Source organism: Bradyrhizobium iriomotense (assembly GCF_018130765.1).
Taxonomy (GTDB): Bacteria; Pseudomonadota; Alphaproteobacteria; order Rhizobiales; family Xanthobacteraceae; genus Bradyrhizobium; species Bradyrhizobium iriomotense_A.
Genome location: NZ_JAFCJZ010000016.1, coordinates 103395 through 122062 on the forward strand (window position 1 = coordinate 103395; position 18668 = coordinate 122062).

The 18668-nt window shown below is 60.9% G+C and carries 17 protein-coding genes; 8 read left to right on the plus strand and 9 right to left on the minus strand.

All coding sequences use genetic code 11. The annotated features are described in order from the left end of the window. Position 1 precedes the first annotated feature (1 nt). The 8 genes from aroE to JQ635_RS25665 all read left to right on the plus strand — a co-directional run bounded on the left by aroE (position 2) and on the right by JQ635_RS25665 (position 6275). A complete protein-coding gene (gene aroE / locus JQ635_RS25630) occupies positions 2–829 on the plus strand; it encodes a shikimate dehydrogenase (protein ID WP_211412550.1) in 828 nt (275 codons plus the stop codon). A gap of 13 nt (positions 830–842) precedes the next feature. Beyond that, a complete protein-coding gene (locus JQ635_RS25635; protein WP_246583749.1) occupies positions 843–1697 on the plus strand; it encodes a shikimate dehydrogenase in 855 nt (284 codons plus the stop codon). A gap of 51 nt (positions 1698–1748) precedes the next feature. Then, positions 1749–2417 carry an amino acid ABC transporter permease gene (locus tag JQ635_RS25640; RefSeq protein WP_211412552.1) on the plus strand — a complete coding sequence of 223 codons (669 nt, stop codon included), beginning with the start codon at positions 1749–1751 and terminating at the stop codon, positions 2415–2417. A 10-nt stretch (positions 2418–2427) separates the two neighbouring features. Beyond that, positions 2428–3084 (plus strand): amino acid ABC transporter permease, encoded by a 657-nt coding sequence (locus JQ635_RS25645; protein ID WP_211412553.1) that lies wholly within the window; start codon positions 2428–2430, stop codon positions 3082–3084. Between the two features lie 51 nt (positions 3085–3135). Continuing rightward, positions 3136–3963, plus strand: coding sequence for a transporter substrate-binding domain-containing protein (locus JQ635_RS25650; RefSeq protein WP_211412554.1), 828 nt, complete (start codon positions 3136–3138; stop codon positions 3961–3963). 61 nt (positions 3964–4024) lie between these two features. Next, entirely contained in the window at positions 4025–4771 is a 747-nt protein-coding gene (locus tag JQ635_RS25655) for an amino acid ABC transporter ATP-binding protein (protein ID WP_211412555.1), read from the plus strand. Positions 4772–4784: 13 nt separating this feature from the next. Next, positions 4785–5234: a type II 3-dehydroquinate dehydratase gene (gene aroQ, locus JQ635_RS25660; protein ID WP_211412556.1), complete on the plus strand. Its 450-nt coding sequence runs from the start codon at positions 4785–4787 to the stop codon at positions 5232–5234. A 6-nt stretch (positions 5235–5240) separates the two neighbouring features. Beyond that, positions 5241–6275 carry a Gfo/Idh/MocA family protein gene (locus JQ635_RS25665; RefSeq protein ID WP_211412557.1) on the plus strand — a complete coding sequence of 345 codons (1035 nt, stop codon included), beginning with the start codon at positions 5241–5243 and terminating at the stop codon, positions 6273–6275. 195 nt (positions 6276–6470) lie between these two features. Here JQ635_RS25665 and JQ635_RS25670 read toward each other — a convergent pair whose 3' ends face one another. From JQ635_RS25670 to JQ635_RS25710, 9 genes are all read right to left on the minus strand, one after another. Continuing rightward, positions 6471–9098 carry a hypothetical protein gene (locus JQ635_RS25670; protein ID WP_211412558.1) on the minus strand — a complete coding sequence of 876 codons (2628 nt, stop codon included), beginning with the start codon at positions 9096–9098 and terminating at the stop codon, positions 6471–6473. Positions 9099–9162: 64 nt separating this feature from the next. Further along, positions 9163–9543 (minus strand): hypothetical protein, encoded by a 381-nt coding sequence (locus JQ635_RS25675; RefSeq protein ID WP_211412559.1) that lies wholly within the window; start codon positions 9541–9543, stop codon positions 9163–9165. A 12-nt stretch (positions 9544–9555) separates the two neighbouring features. Further along, positions 9556–10698: a hypothetical protein gene (locus JQ635_RS25680; protein ID WP_211412560.1), complete on the minus strand. Its 1143-nt coding sequence runs from the start codon at positions 10696–10698 to the stop codon at positions 9556–9558. A gap of 57 nt (positions 10699–10755) precedes the next feature. Further along, positions 10756–11475 carry an ABC transporter ATP-binding protein gene (locus JQ635_RS25685; protein ID WP_211412561.1) on the minus strand — a complete coding sequence of 240 codons (720 nt, stop codon included), beginning with the start codon at positions 11473–11475 and terminating at the stop codon, positions 10756–10758. A gap of 3 nt (positions 11476–11478) precedes the next feature. Beyond that, positions 11479–12360: an ABC transporter ATP-binding protein gene (locus JQ635_RS25690; RefSeq protein ID WP_211412562.1), complete on the minus strand. Its 882-nt coding sequence runs from the start codon at positions 12358–12360 to the stop codon at positions 11479–11481. After that, entirely contained in the window at positions 12249–13250 is a 1002-nt protein-coding gene (locus tag JQ635_RS25695) for a branched-chain amino acid ABC transporter permease (RefSeq protein WP_211412563.1), read from the minus strand. The genes JQ635_RS25690 and JQ635_RS25695 overlap by 112 nt, the downstream gene beginning before the upstream one ends. A gap of 2 nt (positions 13251–13252) precedes the next feature. Next, on the minus strand, positions 13253–14143 hold the full coding sequence (locus JQ635_RS25700) for a branched-chain amino acid ABC transporter permease (RefSeq protein ID WP_211412564.1): 891 nt from the start codon (positions 14141–14143) through the stop codon (positions 13253–13255). Beyond that, the gene (locus tag JQ635_RS25705; protein WP_211412565.1) at positions 14140–16506 is read right to left on the minus strand and encodes a hypothetical protein; all 2367 of its coding nucleotides are present in this window, start codon (positions 16504–16506) and stop codon (positions 14140–14142) included. Before JQ635_RS25705 ends, JQ635_RS25700 begins: the two co-directional genes overlap by 4 nt. Before the next feature lie 150 nt (positions 16507–16656). Continuing rightward, entirely contained in the window at positions 16657–17988 is a 1332-nt protein-coding gene (locus JQ635_RS25710) for an ABC transporter substrate-binding protein (protein ID WP_211412566.1), read from the minus strand. Between the last annotated feature and the right edge of the window lie 680 nt (positions 17989–18668).

Sequence of the window (18668 nt, forward strand, 5' to 3'; positions counted from 1 at the left end):
GATGAGCGACCGTTATGCGGTGATCGGCAATCCGATCGGCTTCAGCAAATCACCTCTCATCCATGGCACTTTCGCCAGAATGACAGGACAGGACCTTGTCTACGAGGCGATCGAGGGCCCCCTCAATGGTTTCAACGAGCGGGTTGATCAATTCCGGACAGAGGGCGCCAAGGGGCTGAACATCACCGCCCCGTTCAAGCTCGATGCCTTCGCCTACGCAAACGAGCTTTCAGAAAGCGCCAAACGAGCAGGCGCTGCAAACTGCCTGAAGTTCGACGGCGATCGGATCGTTGCCGAGAATTTCGACGGGATCGGCCTCGTGCGTGACATCACCGTCAATCTCGGCGTCAAAATGACCGGCCGCCGCGTCCTGATGCTCGGCGCTGGAGGAGCAGCGCGTGGCGCGCTACTGCCGTTCCTGCGTCAGGAGCCATCCGAGTTGGTTCTCGTCAATCGTACCTTATCGAAGGCTGTGGCATTGGCCGAAGAGTTCGCCGGTTGTGGTCCCCTGATCGTCAGCGGCTATGCTGAACTGGCCGATCTTGCCGAAGGCTATGACGTCGTGGTCAACGCGACATCGGCCAGCCTGCGGGGTGAGATGCCGCCGCTTCCAGGCAACGTCTTCCGCGGTGCGGAGCTGGCGTACGAACTCGCCTATGGCAAGGGGCTCACTCCCTTTCTGCAAGCGGCCCGCGCCGAAGGCGTAACCAAGCTGGCCGACGGCGTCGGCATGCTGGTCGAGCAGGCGGCCGAAGCTTTTGCCTGGTGGCGCGGCGTTCGACCGAGCACGACAGAGGTCATCGCCGAACTGACCGTGCCATTGAGCTGACGCGATGCCGAGCATGCATCCCAAATCCAGCTTTCTCGTCGGCCTGATCGGCAGCGGCATCGCTGCGTCCCGCACCCCGCCCATGCACGAAGCGGCAGCTGACGCCGCTGGCATCCGCTATCTCTACAAGAAGATCGATCTGGCAGAGTTGAAGCTCGGCGTGGAGGCGTTGCCGGAATTGCTCACGGCAGCAAAGCGGATGGGCTTTGATGGGTTGAATGTAACTCATCCCTGCAAGCAGGCGATCCTTCCACTCCTGGATGAGCTTTCGCCTGACGCGGAGGCGCTTGGTGCCGTGAACACCGTGGTCGTCAGAGATGGCCGAATGACGGGCCATAACACCGACTGGTTTGGCTTCGCCGAGAACTTTCGCCGCAACATGCAGGGTGCATCGCTCGGTCGTGTCGTCCAATTCGGCGCCGGCGGCGCAGGAGCGGCGGTCGCTTTCGCGCTGATGAAGCTCGGCGTGCGGGAGTTGACCATCATCGACGTCGACTCGGCCAAGGCGCAGAATGTGGTCGACGGCTTGTCCCCGCGATTTGCAGAAGGGCGCTTGAGGGGCGGCCAGGATGTCGCGGCCGCCGTCGCTGCCGCAGACGGAATTGTCAACGCGACGCCGATCGGTCTGGACAAATATCCAGGCACGCCGCTGCCGACGGCCCTGCTGCGTCCCGATCTGTGGGTCGCCGAGATCGTCTACTTCCCGCTGGAAACCGCCCTGCTGCGCGCGGCGCGTGCCCTCGGCTGCCGCACCGTCGATGGTGGTGGCATGGCGATCTTCCAGGGGACCGAAGCATTTCGCCTGTTCACGGGCATCTCACCTGATCCAGACGTTTTCTTCGCCACTTTTGCATCCCTGGGAGGGTGACACCCGGCCGATGGGCGAGCGGCACGCACAACGCCCGAGAGGAAACGCAAGATGGGCTATACGCTCGATTTCTCGGTGGTTTGGCATGCGATGCCCGCACTGCTGTGGGGGTGTGTGGGCACATTGGGTCTGGCGCTTGCCGGCATGACTCTCGCAATGATGATCGGCGTCGCCGGCGTCGCGGCACGCGATTCGAAGGCGGCCTGGTTGCGTGCTCTCGTGATCGGATTCGTCGAGATCGTCCGCAATACGCCTTTCCTGGTGCAGATCTTCTTTCTGTTCTTCGCCCTGCCGCTGATCGGATTGAAGCTCAATCCGACAGCCACGGCCATTATCGCGCTCGGCGTCAATGGCGGCGCCTACGCCATAGAGATCATCCGCGGCGGGGTGCAATCCATTCATAAGGGGCAAATAGAGGCCGGTTACGCGCTCGGCCTGCACAAAGGACAGGTATTCCGGTTCATCGTGCTCAAGCCCGCCCTTCGCGCAATCTACCCCTCGCTCACGGGTCAGTTCATCATGCTGACGTTGACCTCGTCGATCTGTTCGGCGGTATCGGCCTACGAATTGACGTCGGTTGCGCAACGCATCGAAAGCGACACGTTCCGCAGCTTCGAGGTCTATTTCTTCGTCACCTTCCTCTACCTCGCGATCTCCTGGCTGTTGATGCTGGGCTTCGCGGTCGTCTCTCACCGCTTCTTCTCATATCCGACACGCTGAGGGAGCGATCATGGCACCGCATTTTGGCCTTCCTGAGTTCGGCTTCCTGCTGCGTGGTCTGCAATGGACGATGCTGCTTACGCTGGTTGCGTTTGTGGGCGGCTGCACGGCGGGTCTGGCTGTAGCATTGCTGCGTACCTGTGGCCATAAGGGCGTGGAATGGATCACCCGCATTTACATCGGGATATTCCAGGGCACTCCGCTGCTGCTGCAGCTTTTCGTCGTGTATTACGGATTGGCGCTCACCGGACTGAAGCTCGACGCCTTCGTGGCGGTGGCGATCGGCTTCACCGTGAATGCCTCCGCCTTCCTTGGTGAGATCTGGCGCGGAGCGATCCAGGCCGTGCCGCGCGGCCAGACTGAGGCGGCGATGGCGCTTGGACTGCACCATTCGTCTCGCATGCGCGACATCGTGCTGCCGCAGGCAATCCGCATCTCGCTGCCCGCGACCATCGGCTATCTCGTGCAGCTCATCAAGGGCACGTCGCTCGCCGCCATTGTCGGCTTCATCGAACTCGCCCGCGCCGGTCAAATCGTTTCGAACCAGACCTTCCAGCCGTTGCTCGTCTTCGGCGTGGTCGGCGCGATGTATTTCATCCTCTGCTGGCCACTGTCGTGGTGGGGCAGCCGGATGGAGGCCAGGCTCGCCCTGGCCAGTCAAAGGTAGGAACGGCGCACCTGCTCAATCACAAACAGCCATCACCAGGAGGAGATACTCATGTTGTTTTCACCCAACCGTCGCCAGCTCGGGGTCGCACTGCTGGCATTGGCGGCTATCGCCGTCGCAGGCAAATCGCAGGCCGGCACGTTGGAGGACGTGAAGAAGAAGGGCGTCGTCCTCATCGGTATTCAGGGCGATAATCCTCCCTGGGGCTATGTCGATAGCTCGGGGAAGCAGGACGGCATCGATGCCGACATGGGCCGCGCCTTCGCCGACTATCTCGGCGTGAAGGCCGAGTTCGTTCCACTGGCGGTGGCCAATCGCATTCCGGCGCTGACCACAGGCCGCGTCGACATTCTATTCGCGACAATGGCAATGCTGCCCGAGCGCGCGAAAGCGGTGCAGTATTCCAAGCCGTATGTCGCCAACGAGATCACGCTTGTCGCTGCCCAGGCGACCCCGATCAACGGCAATGCCGACATGGGCAAGTACGTCATCGGCGTTCCGAGGTCCTCCACACAGGATACTCAGGTCACAAATAGTGCTCCGGCAGGCACCGAAATCCGCAGGTTTGATGATGATGCGGCCACGATCCAGGCGCTGCTCTCCGGTCAGGTGCAGGCTGTCGGCGCAAACAGCTTCTACCCGCAGCGTCTGAACGCCGCAAAGCCGGAACTTGGGTTCGAGCCCAAGCTTCACTTCACCGCGCTGTATAACGGGGCCTGCACCCGCCTCGGCGACAAGGAGTGGAACGAGACGGCCAACAAGTTCATCGACCAGATCAAGTCGAACGGCAAACTGGCGAGCTTCTACGCCAAATGGATGAAGGCGCCTGTCCCCATCTTCCCGGACGCGGTTCCCGGCGTTCCCTTCACCGTTCAATAGCCATTGCGAGCGGCCGACGCGCCATCCGCGTTGGCCGCCGCCCGATAGCGGAGCCGAATCCATGCAGGACAATATCCTGATCGAAATGAAGGGCGTGCAGAAGTGGTACGGCGGGTACCAGGCTCTCCGTGACGTCAATCTCACCGTGCGCAAAGGCGAGAAGATCGTGCTCTGCGGTCCGTCCGGGTCGGGCAAATCGACGCTGATCCGCTGTATCAACCGTCTCGAGGCGATCCAGCAGGGCAGCATCGTGGTGAACGGTCATCGGCTGGACGACAGCATCAAGGCCATCGATGTGGTACGTCAGGACGTCGGCATGGTCTTTCAGAGCTTCAATCTCTTTCCGCATATGACGGTCTTGCAGAACTGCATGCTCGCGCCCATCCGCGCGCGCCGCATCGGCAAGAGCGAGGCGGAGGCGATTGCGCGAAAATACCTCGAGCGCGTGCGCATTGGTGACCAGGCCGAGAAATATCCGGCTCAGCTCTCGGGCGGTCAGCAACAGCGCGTCGCGATCGCGCGTGCGCTCTGCATGCAGCCCAAGGTCATGCTGTTTGACGAACCCACCTCGGCACTCGATCCTGAGATGGTCAAGGAGGTGCTCGATACGATGATCGGCCTCGCCAACGACGGCATGACCATGATTTGCGTCACCCACGAGATGGGCTTTGCCCGTCAGGTCGCCGATCGCGTCATCTTCATGGCTGAAGGCCAGATCATCGAAGAAGGCGCGCCTGACGCATTCTTCCGTAATCCCCAGCACGCCCGCACCAGGCAGTTCCTTGGCGAAATCCTCGCCCATCATTGAACGGAGTTCTCTCATGAGTCGTCTCGTCTACGTCCTCAACGGACCAAATCTCAATTTGCTCGGCAAGCGCCAGCCCCACATCTATGGCCACGAGACGCTTGCGGATGTGGAGCGAGACTGTCGGGCGCTGGGCAAGGAGCTTGGCCTGGAGGTTCGCTTCCATCAATCCAACCGGGAATACGAGCTGATCGACTGGATCCACGAGGCGCGCGAAACGGCTGCCGGGATCGTGATGAACCCCGCCGCTTTCACCCACACGTCGGTCGCCATCCTGGATGCTCTAAACACGTTCGAGGGGATGGTGATCGAGGTGCATATTTCCAACGTGCACAAGCGCGAGGAATTCCGCCACCACTCGTTTGTCTCCAAACGAGCTGATGGAGTCATCGCAGGCTTCGGCACGCAGGGTTATCTGCTCGGCTTGCGTCGCGTGGCCAAGCTGCTTGATGAAACGAAGGGATAGCATCGTATGAGCGCACCCGTCCGCCTCTCGGTGATGGGAGCGGGTCTCATCGGCAAGCGACAAATCGAGCACATTCTCACGCGGCCGGAGGCGATGCTGTCATCGATCGTCGATCCGGCGCCGGCGGCCCGAGAATTGGCGGTTTCGCTGAAGGTGGACTGGTTTCCGTCCTTTCAGGACATGCTCTCCGGAAATCGGCCGGAAGGGGTGGTTGTCGCCACGCCCAACCAGATGCATGTGGCCAACGGCATGGATTGTATCGCAGCTCGCATCCCAGCGCTGATCGAGAAGCCGTTAGCGGATGACGTCGCCGCTGCACAGGCCCTGGTCGAGGCCTCCGAGAAAGCCGGCGTGCCGCTGCTCACCGGCCATCATCGCCGGCATAACCCTATGATCCAACGCGCCAAGACGGAGATCGACAGCGGCCGGCTCGGCCAGATCGTGTCGGTGCATGGCATGTTCTGGCTGATCAAGCCGGACGATTATTTCGATGTGGCCTGGCGCCGCGAAAAAGGGGCTGGGCCTGTTTTCCTGAATCTCATCCACGATGTCGACCTGTTGCGATACTTGTGTGGGGATATCGTGGCAGTGCAGGCTGCCCAATCCAATCGGCTGCGTGGGAATGCGGTTGAAGAGACCGCGGTGATCATCCTGCACTTCGCCTCCGGCGCGCTGGGGACGGTCAATGTCTCCGACGCCGTCCAGTCGCCCTGGAGTTGGGAATTCACGGCTGGTGAGAACCCGGCCTACAGTCATACGCAGGAGACGTGTTACCAGATCGGCGGCACGAGGGCATCGCTGGCTGTTCCGCAACTGGACCTATGGCATCACCCAAGCAAGGCGAGCTGGTGGGCACCGATCGAGCGTGAGCGGCTGAGGTACGAGAAGGAAGACCCGCTCGGCCTGCAGATTGCCAATTTCTGCGGGGTCATCCGCGGTACGGCCGAGCCTGTGGTGAACGGGCGCGAAGGGCTGAAAACCCTCAGAGTGATCGACGCGGTCAAGCGCGCAGCGGAAGCCGGAGATCTCGTGTCGGTTTGATACCGGAAAGAACAGCGTCCACGCCGAGGTATCGGCGTCTGGAAATCTTGGCCACATCGGCAGTGTCGCAGGCTCTTTGCTTGCAATGCCGAAAAAAGGTTGAATCGCCGTCCTGACGTCGTACCGCAGTGCTTTCGAGCGCGGAGCTCCGAGCGCTGAAGAGCAATGTTACCATTGAAGGAATGCCCATTGTGCTCACTTGGAGGGGGACCCTTGTAGCGATCCTTGGCCTTCCGCACCGGTCGAAACGACGATCGATATCTGGTGAATATCGGCATTCATGACATTGCCGTTGAGCGCAATGGTTGCGAACATCGTGTAACGCCCCGCGCGCAACCGGTTCTTGAAATCGAAATGGAACGAGGAGTTCTTGCCGAGAGGGGCAGTGCCAGCGAGCACTACACGCTTTTGATCATCAACGACCGTGAACCGGCATTCCGGGGGCGTCCGTCTCAGCACATCCGGCGGTATGGATGAGAGCGGTACGCGCTTGAGGCGATACCTGCGCTGAAACTTGTCGATGATTTCGATGTCGCCCGACAATTGAACCTCATCACCCGTTGCGTCGACTGCTGTGATGAACCCACGCCGCGGGATAGCGTAAGAGTCATAGGAGCCCACGCCCAGCGGGTAGCTCAAATCCCTGAACGCAGAGAGCACGACGCTGTCATCCGACCAGCTCTTGAGCTGATAGGGCCCGTTGGTCACCAGAAAATGGCCATTGGCCTTGTAGAACGCGGAGAGCGCCGCCCACCGGCGACGTGCCTCGTCGACGCTGGCGAGCGGGCGCAACGCTTCGGGCCGGTAGCCTTCGCGCTCGAAGCTCTCGGTCAACGCCGACAGCCGCGCGTTCAGCGATTGCGAGCGGACAAGGTCCAGCCATTCGACGCCACGGCGAACCGCTTCCGTCTGCGAGAACGCCGCCCAGTTCCGGCCAACGGCTTCTTCCATCAGGACGAGAAGATGCCACGGCAGCGTACTCCAGGGCGGCGCCGGGACCGCCTCTTGTTCCGGGCTCGTCGGCGCGTTGGTCGTATAGACCTCGATCGTGAAGACTTCGCGGAGGAAATCGACGTCGCCGACCCTGACGGATTTGGAGGCGGTTTCGCTTCCCATGACCCGCAATCCGGCAAGCTCGCGACGTATCGGCGCGGTCGCTGTTCCGATTGATTGATCGAAGTGCGTCTCTCGGCCGTCGCCACCAATGCCCCAGCGATATGCAAAGATGTATGGGTACAGCAGATCGGCGGTTGTCATCCTCGTCCCGTCGTGGAACGAGGAGCCGAGCAGACGATAGACCAGTTTCGTCTTGGCGAATCTGCCGGGACCGACGGCCTCGAGCCGGTTGCCATCCTGGTCAGGCACTACTGCGTCCGCGGGGATCGCCATCATATTCTCCGCCACGGCCGATGGTTGCGCAGACGGCCTGCTGCGCTCTACGATGGGTTCGGCCAGGATCGACAGACTGACGAAGGTATAGGCCACCATCAGCGCTGTGAGCGGGATCTGAGAGGCCAACGCGAGCTTGTGCGTGGCAAATGTCTGCATTGCCTGCACATGCGCGAGATAAACTGCTGCGATATGCCCGAGAAGAACGGCCACGACCGCCGTGTACCAGGCGAAGCGGGCGCCCACGATTGCAATGTTCGGCCGGTAACTAGCGGTCCCGAACAGGTTCCAGCCGTAGCCGAAGGGATCGGAAAGCAGCGGAACGATGTATTGCCCCTGGACCAGAAGGTAAACGAGGTAATGCGCAAGATGATAGCCGAGCGCGATCGGGATCAAGGTGAGGGCGAAGCCCTGGGCGATCTGCCGCGGTGACAATCGCCACTTTGTCACCGCGCTCATGATGATGCTTACCATCCAGTAGGCCGACAGGAACAGGAGCCAAAATCCAACTAGGCCGACGCTGCGTAGGGCCACCGGGCCGAGCTCGGCAATATCCGATAATCGCGCGATGGCCGCGGATTCCGCGACCGACCATTCGGGAGTCGCAATCAGGCCGTCGTAAAGAACGCTCGACAGGAGCAGCAGCACGAATGCCATCATCGACGGCGAAATCTGCTCGCGACTGGTGAGGCCTGCTCCAAATCGTCGCAGCAGAAATTGGGGTTTGGGCTGGGCGGTGCGTATGTCCGTTGGCGCGAAGCGGGCGAAGGCGTCGAATACAACAGTAAAGAGCTCTCCGTGCCGCAGCCAGGTCTCGCTGCCGAACAGGAACATGCCGGTCCAGGTCAGTACGGAATAAACAAGTGCGAAGGTAGCCAGGTGCGACGGCACGGCGGGCGTCGGATAGACGAGTTCGGTCCAGGAGAAAGCCAACAGCAACAGCACGGCAGGCCAGAGGCCGAGTGCGTGGGGATACGGTTTGCCGAGCGCAAGGTTGCGGCCGCAAATGTACCTGTATGCCGCCTCCACCCCGTCGAAAACAGTCCGCCAGGGATTGATGAGCGGCCAGATATTTCCGACGAAGGCCGAAACATAGGCGAGGCCGACCCAGGCGATGATCCAGACCAGCGTGGGTGCAAGATTGCGGTAAGGATTTTGATCGCCAAAAAAACCTGCCGCCAGCATCGCGGCAAACAGGACGAGAGCGGTCAGCTTGAGCGGAACGCCCAATGCGGCGACGACTTTTACGAGCGGGTAGCCGAACAAATCAATCTGCGAAACGTCGCGTGCCGGCGGCGCGCGGCGCACGAACAGGCCGACGACCACGAAGGAAAGCACGACCGCGGCTGCGCCGCCGAAGAGATACAGAGACAAGGGCAGGGGGAGATCGTAGCGTTGGCCGAAACCGTGTGCGCCGGCTGGCGTGACGCCCATGAGAAGGGCCGCAGCCGCGAACAGCCAGCGCCGAGCTGTTATCGAGCGCTGCCAACGCGTTTTGCTATGGGTAGACCTCGACACGAACAAGTGGATTTCCCCCATGGGAGTGACCGCCGGGCCCGGGCGACCCGTGGATTTCCACCGGAAACCGCCCGGTGGCGTACGCGGTGAATTCCATCAGGCCAAAGGTGTCGGGCTCGACCTTCTTTTCAATGTCATAACCGTGCAGATGCAGGATCATTGATCGATCCGTGTGCCATCGCAGCTTGACGACATCGCCTTGTTTGATCCGGATGACCTGCGTGCTCTCCGCCACCCGCCCGCGCTCAATATGGAAGTCGAACGTGAGCTCCGCGGCGCCCGCTACGGTGATCGTCGTTCCGATTGCCCAGGCGAGCACGGCGCCGATGCGAGATGCACGAGAAACTGTGTTGCAAAGCATCGTTGCAATTCCTCATCGGGGTGGGGAAGCCTGGATCTCCGAGATCCGATTGGCCATCCAGGCCTGGTCATAGGGCGACGGCAACAGAGCCGGATCTGCGACGGCGGACCACATCAGTCGTCCGAATTTGTCGGAAAAGCCCGTAATGGGATTCCAGGCCGATGTCGGTCTCGCATCGATTCCGACACGGAGCCAGCCGTTCCAGGGAAAGTCCTTCAGCTTGACCGTGCGTAGGAAGATCGCTGCGTTGAGGCCCGTAAGGGAATCGAAAGCGATGTTCTCGATCCCTGCGGAGAATTCGCTATTGAAATATTCGCGCTTGAGCGTGTAGCCGACGACGATTTGACGGCAGTCACTGACGAGGGCTGTCACGACCGCTCGCTCCAGATTGATGCGATCGACCGGGTTGTTTACATCGCCGAACTGGATCCGTTGCAGGTCGGCTTCCACGCGCTCTCTTGTTCCGGCATCGATTGCGTCGCGCAGAACGAGATAAGCCTGGTACCATCCGCTCCTCGCCACCGTCGGGACCAGCCAGCCGTTGATCACAGTCGTTGCCGATTCAGTGAGTTCCAGCAAACTTGTTTCCCTGATTTCAACGTCCCAGTCCGATTCCGGCGCCGCCTTCTCGGTGCCGAGCAAGCGTTTCGCGGCGGCGTCGGCTGCCTTCAGCTTCAGCTCTTCAATTGCTGGCCAAGCCTCCGTGTTGGAGAGCAGGCGTCGCTTCGCCGCTTCGGCGAGATCCACATGGTACAAATAATCGCCGTGGAGCGGTGTGATCGGGTAGGGATGCCGGATCACATCCGGATTGCTCGAGCTGATCTTTCGGGTAACAGCTGATGCGACCGCGCAGGCGGTCGCATCAGCTCTTGCATATCGCGATTGTGGGTTAATGCGGACCGTCACCAGCGAGCCGAGCGATTCCACGGCACCGATCATATCCGGTGGAGAGCCCGAAAAGCGGAGCTCGCTTCCTAGAAAGACATGGATCTTGGACTGCCGCAGCAGGCTCTCCGCGGTCTCGGGAGCGACGGTGCTGATCTCGATCTCGTGCGGATAATAGGATGGATAGACCGGCAATTCGTGACCGCCTCGCACTGCGCCGGTCACAGTCAGGGTCGACAACAGAAATCCAAGCGTCAGGTGGCGTCTCATGATGCCATTCCAGCCAAACCGTCGGTTGCATCGTGCGGGCGCGTGAAGACGCGCAATTCATCCGCGCAAAGCTCTCATCACCCTCTCGTCGGTGCGCGCTTCCCTTGGCAAGCCGTGGAAGATGATCTCGCCTCGGTCGATCACATAGAGCCGGTCGCCGATACGGGACGCAGAGGCGAGATGCGATTCCGCCATCAGGATGGACACACCCATCGCCTTGATCTTCATGACGGCTTCCGTGAACCGATTGACCACGACCGGTGCCAGCCCCTCGAATGCCTCGTCTAGCAGAAGAAGAGACGGCGACAACATCATCGCGCGCGCGATCGCGACCATTTTGCGCTGGCCGCCGCTCAGATGCATGCCCTGGCGCTGCAGTAGACCCTGTACTTCGGGAAAGACCCCGAAAGCCTGTGCCTGCGGGTCCGGACGCATAGTCCCGTCCCGTCGGCGCGACACTTCATCGCCGAGCCAGCGGCTGATCATCAAGTTATCGTCGACTGACAGTTCCGGGAAGACGCCACAATCCTCCGGCGAATAGCCGATCCCGCGCTTGGCGCGTTCGTGCGGGGCAAGCCTGGTCAAGTCCTCGTTGCCAAATACGATCCGCCCTGCTCGCAGCGGCAGGAAGCCCATAATGCTTTCGATCGTCGTGGTTTTGCCGGCGCCGTTGCGGCCGACCAGGCACACCACCTCCTGCTTGTCGACCCGCAACGACACTCCGTTGAGGATGTGAGCGGGGCCGCGGTAGGTGTGGATCGCGTTGACCTCCAGCACAAGTCATTCCTTCCGTGAAAAGGCGTCCGGTCCTGAGGAGCCGAGAAGGATCATGGCGACCTGGTCATTGTTTCTGATGGCGTCCGGTGTGCCCTCGGCGAGGATCGCCCCCTGGTGCATCACGACAATTCGATTGGAATATTTGAAGACGACATCCATGTCGTGCTCGATGATCGCTGCGGTAATGCCTTCGGCACGCACGACCGAGGCAATGGTGTCCATGATCTTATCCTTGTCGCGGGTGCTCACCCCGGAGGTCGGCTCATCGAGAAACAAGAGCTTCGGCCGGAGCGCGTAGGCGAGGGCCACATCCAGCAATTTTCGCTCGCCTTGCGCCAGATCGCGCGCGATCTCGTTGCGCTTGCTCGCGAGCCCGAACTGCTCGAGGATTGTGTCGGCTTCGACAGCGACCGCGCGGTCGTGGTCGGCGAGCGCGGCCATGTTCCGGATCTTGCCATCGCGCGAAAAGATCGCCAATGCGACGTTGTCGAAGGCCGTCAGATCGTCGAACAGGTTAACCAACTGGAAGCTGCGCGCGATGCCGGCTTTTACCCGTTCGATCACGGATGAGTGGGTCACATCGGAACCCCTGAAGATGATTCTTCCGGAATCGGGAACGAGAAGGGCGCTGATGACGTTGCAGAGCGAAGTCTTTCCGGCTCCGTTGGGGCCGACCACGGAAATGAACTCGCCTTCCGCAATTGTCAGGTTCACATCGTCGACAGCGTGCGTGTCGCCGAAGTATTTCTTCAGGTTGACCGTCTCAAGGAGGGTCATTTCGTCCGTCTCCTGAGCTTTGCGGCGAGCCGCGCGATCGTTCCAACGATCCCGGCTGGTAGCGCCATGACCAGAATGACAAGCACGACGCCAAGCAGAAGTTGCCAATATTCGGTGCTGGCGATCGCGTAGGTCTTCAGGTAGTTGAACGCGATCGCACCGACGATCGGACCGGTGAAGGAGCGGAATCCGCCCAGCACGGTCATGAACACGATCTCGCCGGAGAATGGCCAATAGAGAATGTCGGGCGTGGTGAGGCCGTTGAGCGGAACCCACAGAATCCCGGCAAGTCCGGTAAATATCCCAGAAATCATGAAAGCGATCCAGCGGTAGCGCCGAACCGAGATGCCGACGAACCGCGCGCGCGTTTCGTTGTCACGGATCGCTTGTAGCGCCTTGCCGAACGGTGAATGGGTGATCACCCATAGAATGGCCGTGGAGATGGAAAACAGCACAAGCACATAATAGTAATAAGCATAGATGAAGCGCTGGAACGAGCCCGCACCCTTGAAATCGACCAGGCCGCCGACCAACGTGAGATTGGTATAGGGTACCCGAATGCCGTCGGTGCCGCCCGTCACCCAGAAGAACTTGAAGGCAAGGCTCCAGAGAACCTGCGACAACGCAAGCGTCAGGATGCCGAAGAAAATGCGTGTGTGCCGTACGCAGACGAATCCGAAGATCGCCGCAACGACCAGCGTGCCAAGCATCCCGCCGACGATGTAGAGCTCCATGGAGTGCGCGCCAAGGTCCCGCGCGATGAAGGCCACTGCATAGGCGCCGGTGCCGAAGTAAGCGGAATGGCCAAATGACAGGAGGCCGGTGTAGCCAAGCAGCAGATTGAAACCGAGGGCGGCAATGGCCATGATCAGACCGTAGGTCAGCAGCACCGTTTGATAGGGATCGACGATCTGCGGCAGGATCGCAAGGATGACGAGAATGATTGCGGATACGATGGTGATCCGCCAACTCGAGGTACCAGTTGCTGCTATCGCCATCGTCATGCCCTTCCAAAAAGGCCAGTGGGACGGACGAGCAGGACTGCGGCTGCAATCAGGTAGAGAACTGCGAGTTCAATCTCGGGGAAGAATTGAATGCCGGCGGTGCGCACGAAGCTGACGATCAGCGCGCCGACGAGCGCTCCTTGCAAGCTCCCGAGCCCGCCGATCACGACGACAACGAAGGCCAGAATAAGCACCTCGATACCTAGGCCGAGGACCGCCGCCTGCGCCGGTACCACCACCGCACCGCCGAGGCCGGCCATGAAGCAGCCGATGGCGAAGGCCTGGACATAGACGCGACTGACATTGATGCCGAGCGCTGCAGCCATGCGTCGATCCTGAGAGGTAGCGCGCAGGATGACCCCGAACTTGGTGCGGTAGATAAACGCCCACAATCCGATCGCGGCGGCAAGCCCGACTGCGACGACGAACAGATTGTAAGTGGGATACATCAGCCGCCCAACGGGAATACTGCCCATCCGATCCATGATCGCGCCTGCCGAGAGTGGCGTGCGGCCGAACACGAACTTCATAACGTCTTCGAGGATCATGAGCAGGCCGAATGTGACCAGCAGGTGATATTCTTCCGGTCGTCGATAGAGCGGGCGCAGCAGGGTGGGCTCGATCAGCGCGCCGACGGCCGCGATGGCAATCGCGCCAAGCGGGAGGAGGAGAAGCATTCCGGCTAGGCCGAGATTGCCTTCCACCGCGTGGCCAACGGCGCTGCCGACAATCCAGGCGGAGACGTAGGCGCCGAGCGCATAGAGCGCCCCATGCGCCAGGTTCACGATGCGCATGACGCCGTAGATGAGACTTAAGCCTGCAGCGATAAGGAACAGGACTGCCGCATAAAAGAAGGAGTTGAGAATCTGGATGACGAGAATCGTCACGGTTTTCTCTCCTCGTCCCTGGCGTCTCCGGCTTGCCCGGCCTTGCCAATTGTTCCGCTATTCCGAAGTTCGATGCGTCCGATTGCTGGATTGATCGTGTTCCTGTCGAGAAAGATCGCCGCGAACAACGTATAGACGCCGGATTGAAGAGTGGTCGGCAGCGATACCGCAAAGCGATTGTCCGGTTGCCGCACCAGGTTTCCGGCGTGAGCGACCCGGCCGTCTTGGCCAATGACGACGTAGTGCGATTCCGGTCGAATGGGCAGCAGTGTGCCGCGCATTGTGTCGGGCTGCAGCGGTGCACGAACGAGACGATGGTCGCGTTGCTGCTTGACAGCGAACTCGGCGTCGGCGCTGACCAGCACGAGATCGCCCGCGCGCTCCATTCTGTTGATGAGCGCGCGCGCCGGGTAGGCAAAGCCGTTGAACGTACCGAGACCCACGGGATAGGTGAATTCCCGCACAACCTCAAAAACGAACGCGCCGGGCGACCAGGCCTTTAGCCGGTACGGGCCGTTGGTCACCAGCAAATGACCGTTGGCTTCAACGAACTTGTCGAGAAGTGCCCAGCGGCCCTTTGCCGTCTCCGGGCCGACCAGCGATTCGAGCGCCGCCGGCCGGTAGCCGGTTTGCGCAAATTCCCTGATCAGCGCTCGCAATGTCTTCAATTGCGCTGGATCGCGGACAAGGTCGAGCCACGGCAGGTGTCGCCGCTCGGCCTCGCCGCGCGAGAAGGCTGCGATGCCGCGCTCGACCGCCGCATCCATCAGCGCAAGCACGTGCCAGGGTACCGAACTCCAGGGCGGAGCGATGAGAGCATTCTCCTGTTCGTCGAAAGTTAGGTTGTCGAGATAAACCTCGATAATCGGGCTGCGATAGGTGAAGGTCTGATCAGCGATCGACCGCGAGGTTTCCTCCACCCGGACGAGCTTCACGCCGCGCAGCCGCTCGCGCATCAGTCGCGTCGCAGCGGCGATGTCCGGATCATGGGTCGCCGCGTCGTGTCCGCCAGTGCCCCAGCGGAATGCCAACGCATACGGATAGAGTAAATCGGCCGGCTCCATCACGGAACCGTCGCTGAAATTCGAGGCCGAAAGGCGGTACAGCGCTTTGGCCATCGCGCCGTGGCGCGGCCCGACCGGTTCAAGGCTCCCGGTTATGGCCTGCGGCATCAGCGCATCGTTGGGAATGCGAACCGACTGCTTGATACTGGGCTCGTCCACAGTGCGGACTTCGGCACGGTTCTGAACCCATCGGCTATTGAAGGGAATCGGCAGGAAGGCGTTATCGCCGACGGTTGACCACACCAGGCGACCGGCCGAATCGGTGAAGCCCGCGACCGGATTCCAGGCTGCGGTCGGGTGTGGATCGATACCAATGCGCAGTGAGCCATTCCAAAGGAAATCCTTCAGCTTGACCGTCCTCAGGAAGACGGCCGAGTTCAGCCCAGACTGCGAATCCACGGCGGCATTCTCTATGCCGTCGGAAAAGTCGTCAGAGTAGAATTCCCGCCGCAGCCGATAGCCGACCACCGCGCGCTCGCAACTGCCGATCAAACCGGTCACCAACTCGCGCTCGAGGTTGAGCTGTTCGGTGCGATCGATGAACTCGCTATGGGTGAGGCGCTCATAAAGCTCATCGACCTGCTCTCGGTCGCTCGCCTGGCTGAGGGCGGGGCGAAGCAGCCGGTAGGCCTGGAACCATCCTTCTTTCGTCCAGGGTGGCGCCGGCCATTCGTTGGAGCCTACGCCGGCGTCGATCAGCAATGCGTTCACCGAAGTCTCATCGAGAACCACATCCCAATCGGTTTCCTGGACGCGGGCTCGCGGCGAGAACAGGGACATATCGGCTCCGGCGCGAAACGTCGGCGCCGCCGCATCTGTTGGCTCGCGCGTGGCCTTGCCCGGAGAGACCCGATCTGCGTGGCAGAGATAGTCGGCGTGATAGGGCGTGATCGGATAGGGGTGCATAACGACGTCAGGTCGCGCGGCTAGCGCCGCGGCGGCCTGTTCGATGGCGTGGCAGCGCGCCTCGCGGCCCTGAAGCTGCGATGACTGCGGATTGACGCTAATGGTGATCAGCGACTTGAGCGAGTCGACCGACTTAAGGTGCCCGGGGATATTGCTGGCAAAGTGTGGTGCGGTGCCCAAATAGACGTGCAGCGGATCGGTCTTGTTGACGAACTCGCGTGCTGCTTCTTCCGGATCTAGCGGCTCGATGCGGATTTCATGCGGGTAGAACGAGGGAAAATAAGATACCTCGTGGTCGGCCCGCGCCGATGGCGACGCAACAATAACCGCACATGTCAGCCCCAGCACCAAGCCGCCGATTCGCGCCTGAGGCGAAGCTGCGCGCCGAGACATGTTCCGCTCCACCGCGACCGCCGCAGGGCCTGCAGCATCTCGCCGCGGCCGCACAACGCGGATGTAGGGTTCGGGTTGGCGGCCGCCCGATCAAGACCCGAACACCGCCATGCCTTCGAGAAGAAGGCATGGCCGTCTCCATTGCGCCACTCAAGCGACCTGCGGCCAAGTTTCCTTGATCCAATTATAAGTGGCCGTCGGATCGTTGTGGCCATGGCCCGGCTTCGGCCAGTGCGGAGGCGCCGTGATATTGCGAATCGGAATGGTGACCATCCGATTCGGGTCCAGGATCTGGAACGGGTATTCCGGCACGTTCTTGCTGAAGCCGGTTACCGCGTCCTTGTAGCCCTGGTGATTGTCCGGGCGGATATAGAGATCACCGGCCGCCGTCTCGAAATACATGCCTTCGAGCTGGCTGATGATCGCCTCTTCTTCCGGCCAGCCGCCGGTAAGCCTGTTCGCCTTCTCGACTGCCGTCTTGTACATGTAGAGCGTGTGATACGCACCATCCGATTGGAAGTTCGGATACTCGTTCCAGCGCTTGTAGTACTTCTCGACGAATATCTTGTTAGCCGGCCAGCGATTTCCCGGCGGGAAGGTGAAGTAATAGTTCGCGTGCACGCCCGCGATCACGCCCTCCGGATGATCCTTGCCGATGGCATGCGGCGCAACGCCGAAAGCGATCGTGCTTGCGAACTTGGCGTTATTGAACATGCCGTAGCGCAAGGCCTGCTTGTACATTGCCACGTAGTCGCCGCCCCAGACCGACGAAACGATCAGGTCAGGATTTGATGACATCGCCTTGGTGATGTGAGCGGTGAAGTCGGTGGTGCCGAGCTTCGGCCAGCCTTCCGAAACGACCTGGGTACCGGGCACAAGCTTGCTGAACGCGAGGCCGAAATGGTCGAAGGCATTGCGGCCATAGCTGTAGTCCGGGTGGATGTGCGCAATCCGCTTTGCCTCAGGCCAGGCCTGCGCCGCCGCCACTGCGCAGGTGACACCGTCCGCTGACTGGATGTTGGTAATGCGGAACGCGAATTTCGGATTCGGCACTGCCTTGTCCCACAGGAAGTCGGTGCAGCCATCGACAAAAATCGTCAGCACGCTAAGCTCCTCGGCGACCGGGCCGAGCGCCGGCGTGTTGCCGCTCGATATGACGCCGGTAAACATGTCGATCTTTTCGGAGAGCTTCATACGGCGAAGCTCTTTCACGTTGGCGTCCGTGCCGGCTGCTTCGTCGGCGGTTATCGTCTCGATCTTGCGCTTGCCGAGAATGCCGCCCTTTGCGTTGATTTCTTCGGCAGCCAGGATGTGGCCTTTGAGTGAAGGCTCGCCGAGCACAGCTCCGGGGCCAGTCAAGAAGGTCATGTGACCGAACTTGAGGGGGGCGTCGGGAATATTTCCTTTCGGCGCCGCCGGAGTTTGCGCCGATGCCGGGTTCATGGCCGGTATTGCGGTTGCTGCCGTGGCGCCGCCGACCACAACGCCGAGTTGATTGAGAAAGCTTCTGCGATCTACGTTTCTCTGCTCCATGGTTTATCCTCCTTTGTCGAGGACACTGATGATCTCGCCAGCCTCATCGAGGGCTCGTCGCCGCATTTTAAGCCATTGTATCGCGCCAAACCACAGCTCTTTAATGTATCTTTGACGTTCAAAGCGTTCGGCGTCAGCGATTGAACCTCTCCAGCCAGGGCCGATCCATGGCCGTCGCATGCCAGGCGGTGCCGGGGCATTGAGCCCTGTCAGCGGCGCTGCGATGCGCGCGACGCCTTGGTCAGGGAGCCATCCGTTGAACCGAAGGGGCGCGCAAGCTTGGTAATGTCTTGCACATCCCAACCCGCCGCACTGCAGCATTTCTCGCAAACCGACCGTCCCGGCCTCGCGCCCTTTGACGATTAGGGTTACCCTTTCTCTCTGATCTTGCTTTCGGCGAACCGCATGAAGCTTGGCTCCCGGTGGCGGCTCCCGGTGCAAGAATGGGCCGCACAGCTTCCGTCGGGATCATCAAATGACGCACGGCGGCCAAAAGGGTTTCGGCATGACCAAGCACGGCCGATCGGGGCACGCGACCCGATCGCCGCGTTTCCGCTTCCTGCAGAAGCTCGAGGCACAGAAGAACGATCGCAAGGACCGCTCTAGGATCGGGGACCCGAAGCAGTCTG

Bases quoted from the DNA above. Each gene is read 5' to 3' on its own strand.
- aroE (WP_211412550.1), top strand. From the start codon at position 2: ATGAGCGACCGTTATGCGGTGATCGGCAATCCGATCGGCTTCAGCAAA.
- JQ635_RS25635 (WP_246583749.1), top strand. From the start codon at position 843: ATGCATCCCAAATCCAGCTTTCTCGTCGGCCTGATCGGCAGCGGCATC.
- JQ635_RS25640 (WP_211412552.1), top strand. From the start codon at position 1,749: ATGGGCTATACGCTCGATTTCTCGGTGGTTTGGCATGCGATGCCCGCA.
- JQ635_RS25645 (WP_211412553.1), top strand. From the start codon at position 2,428: ATGGCACCGCATTTTGGCCTTCCTGAGTTCGGCTTCCTGCTGCGTGGT.
- JQ635_RS25650 (WP_211412554.1), top strand. From the start codon at position 3,136: ATGTTGTTTTCACCCAACCGTCGCCAGCTCGGGGTCGCACTGCTGGCA.
- JQ635_RS25655 (WP_211412555.1), top strand. From the start codon at position 4,025: ATGCAGGACAATATCCTGATCGAAATGAAGGGCGTGCAGAAGTGGTAC.
- aroQ (WP_211412556.1), top strand. From the start codon at position 4,785: ATGAGTCGTCTCGTCTACGTCCTCAACGGACCAAATCTCAATTTGCTC.
- JQ635_RS25665 (WP_211412557.1), top strand. From the start codon at position 5,241: ATGAGCGCACCCGTCCGCCTCTCGGTGATGGGAGCGGGTCTCATCGGC.
- JQ635_RS25670 (WP_211412558.1), bottom strand. From the start codon at position 9,098: ATGGGCGTCACGCCAGCCGGCGCACACGGTTTCGGCCAACGCTACGAT.
- JQ635_RS25675 (WP_211412559.1), bottom strand. From the start codon at position 9,543: ATGCTTTGCAACACAGTTTCTCGTGCATCTCGCATCGGCGCCGTGCTC.
- JQ635_RS25680 (WP_211412560.1), bottom strand. From the start codon at position 10,698: ATGAGACGCCACCTGACGCTTGGATTTCTGTTGTCGACCCTGACTGTG.
- JQ635_RS25695 (WP_211412563.1), bottom strand. From the start codon at position 13,250: ATGGCGATAGCAGCAACTGGTACCTCGAGTTGGCGGATCACCATCGTA.
- JQ635_RS25705 (WP_211412565.1), bottom strand. From the start codon at position 16,506: ATGTCTCGGCGCGCAGCTTCGCCTCAGGCGCGAATCGGCGGCTTGGTG.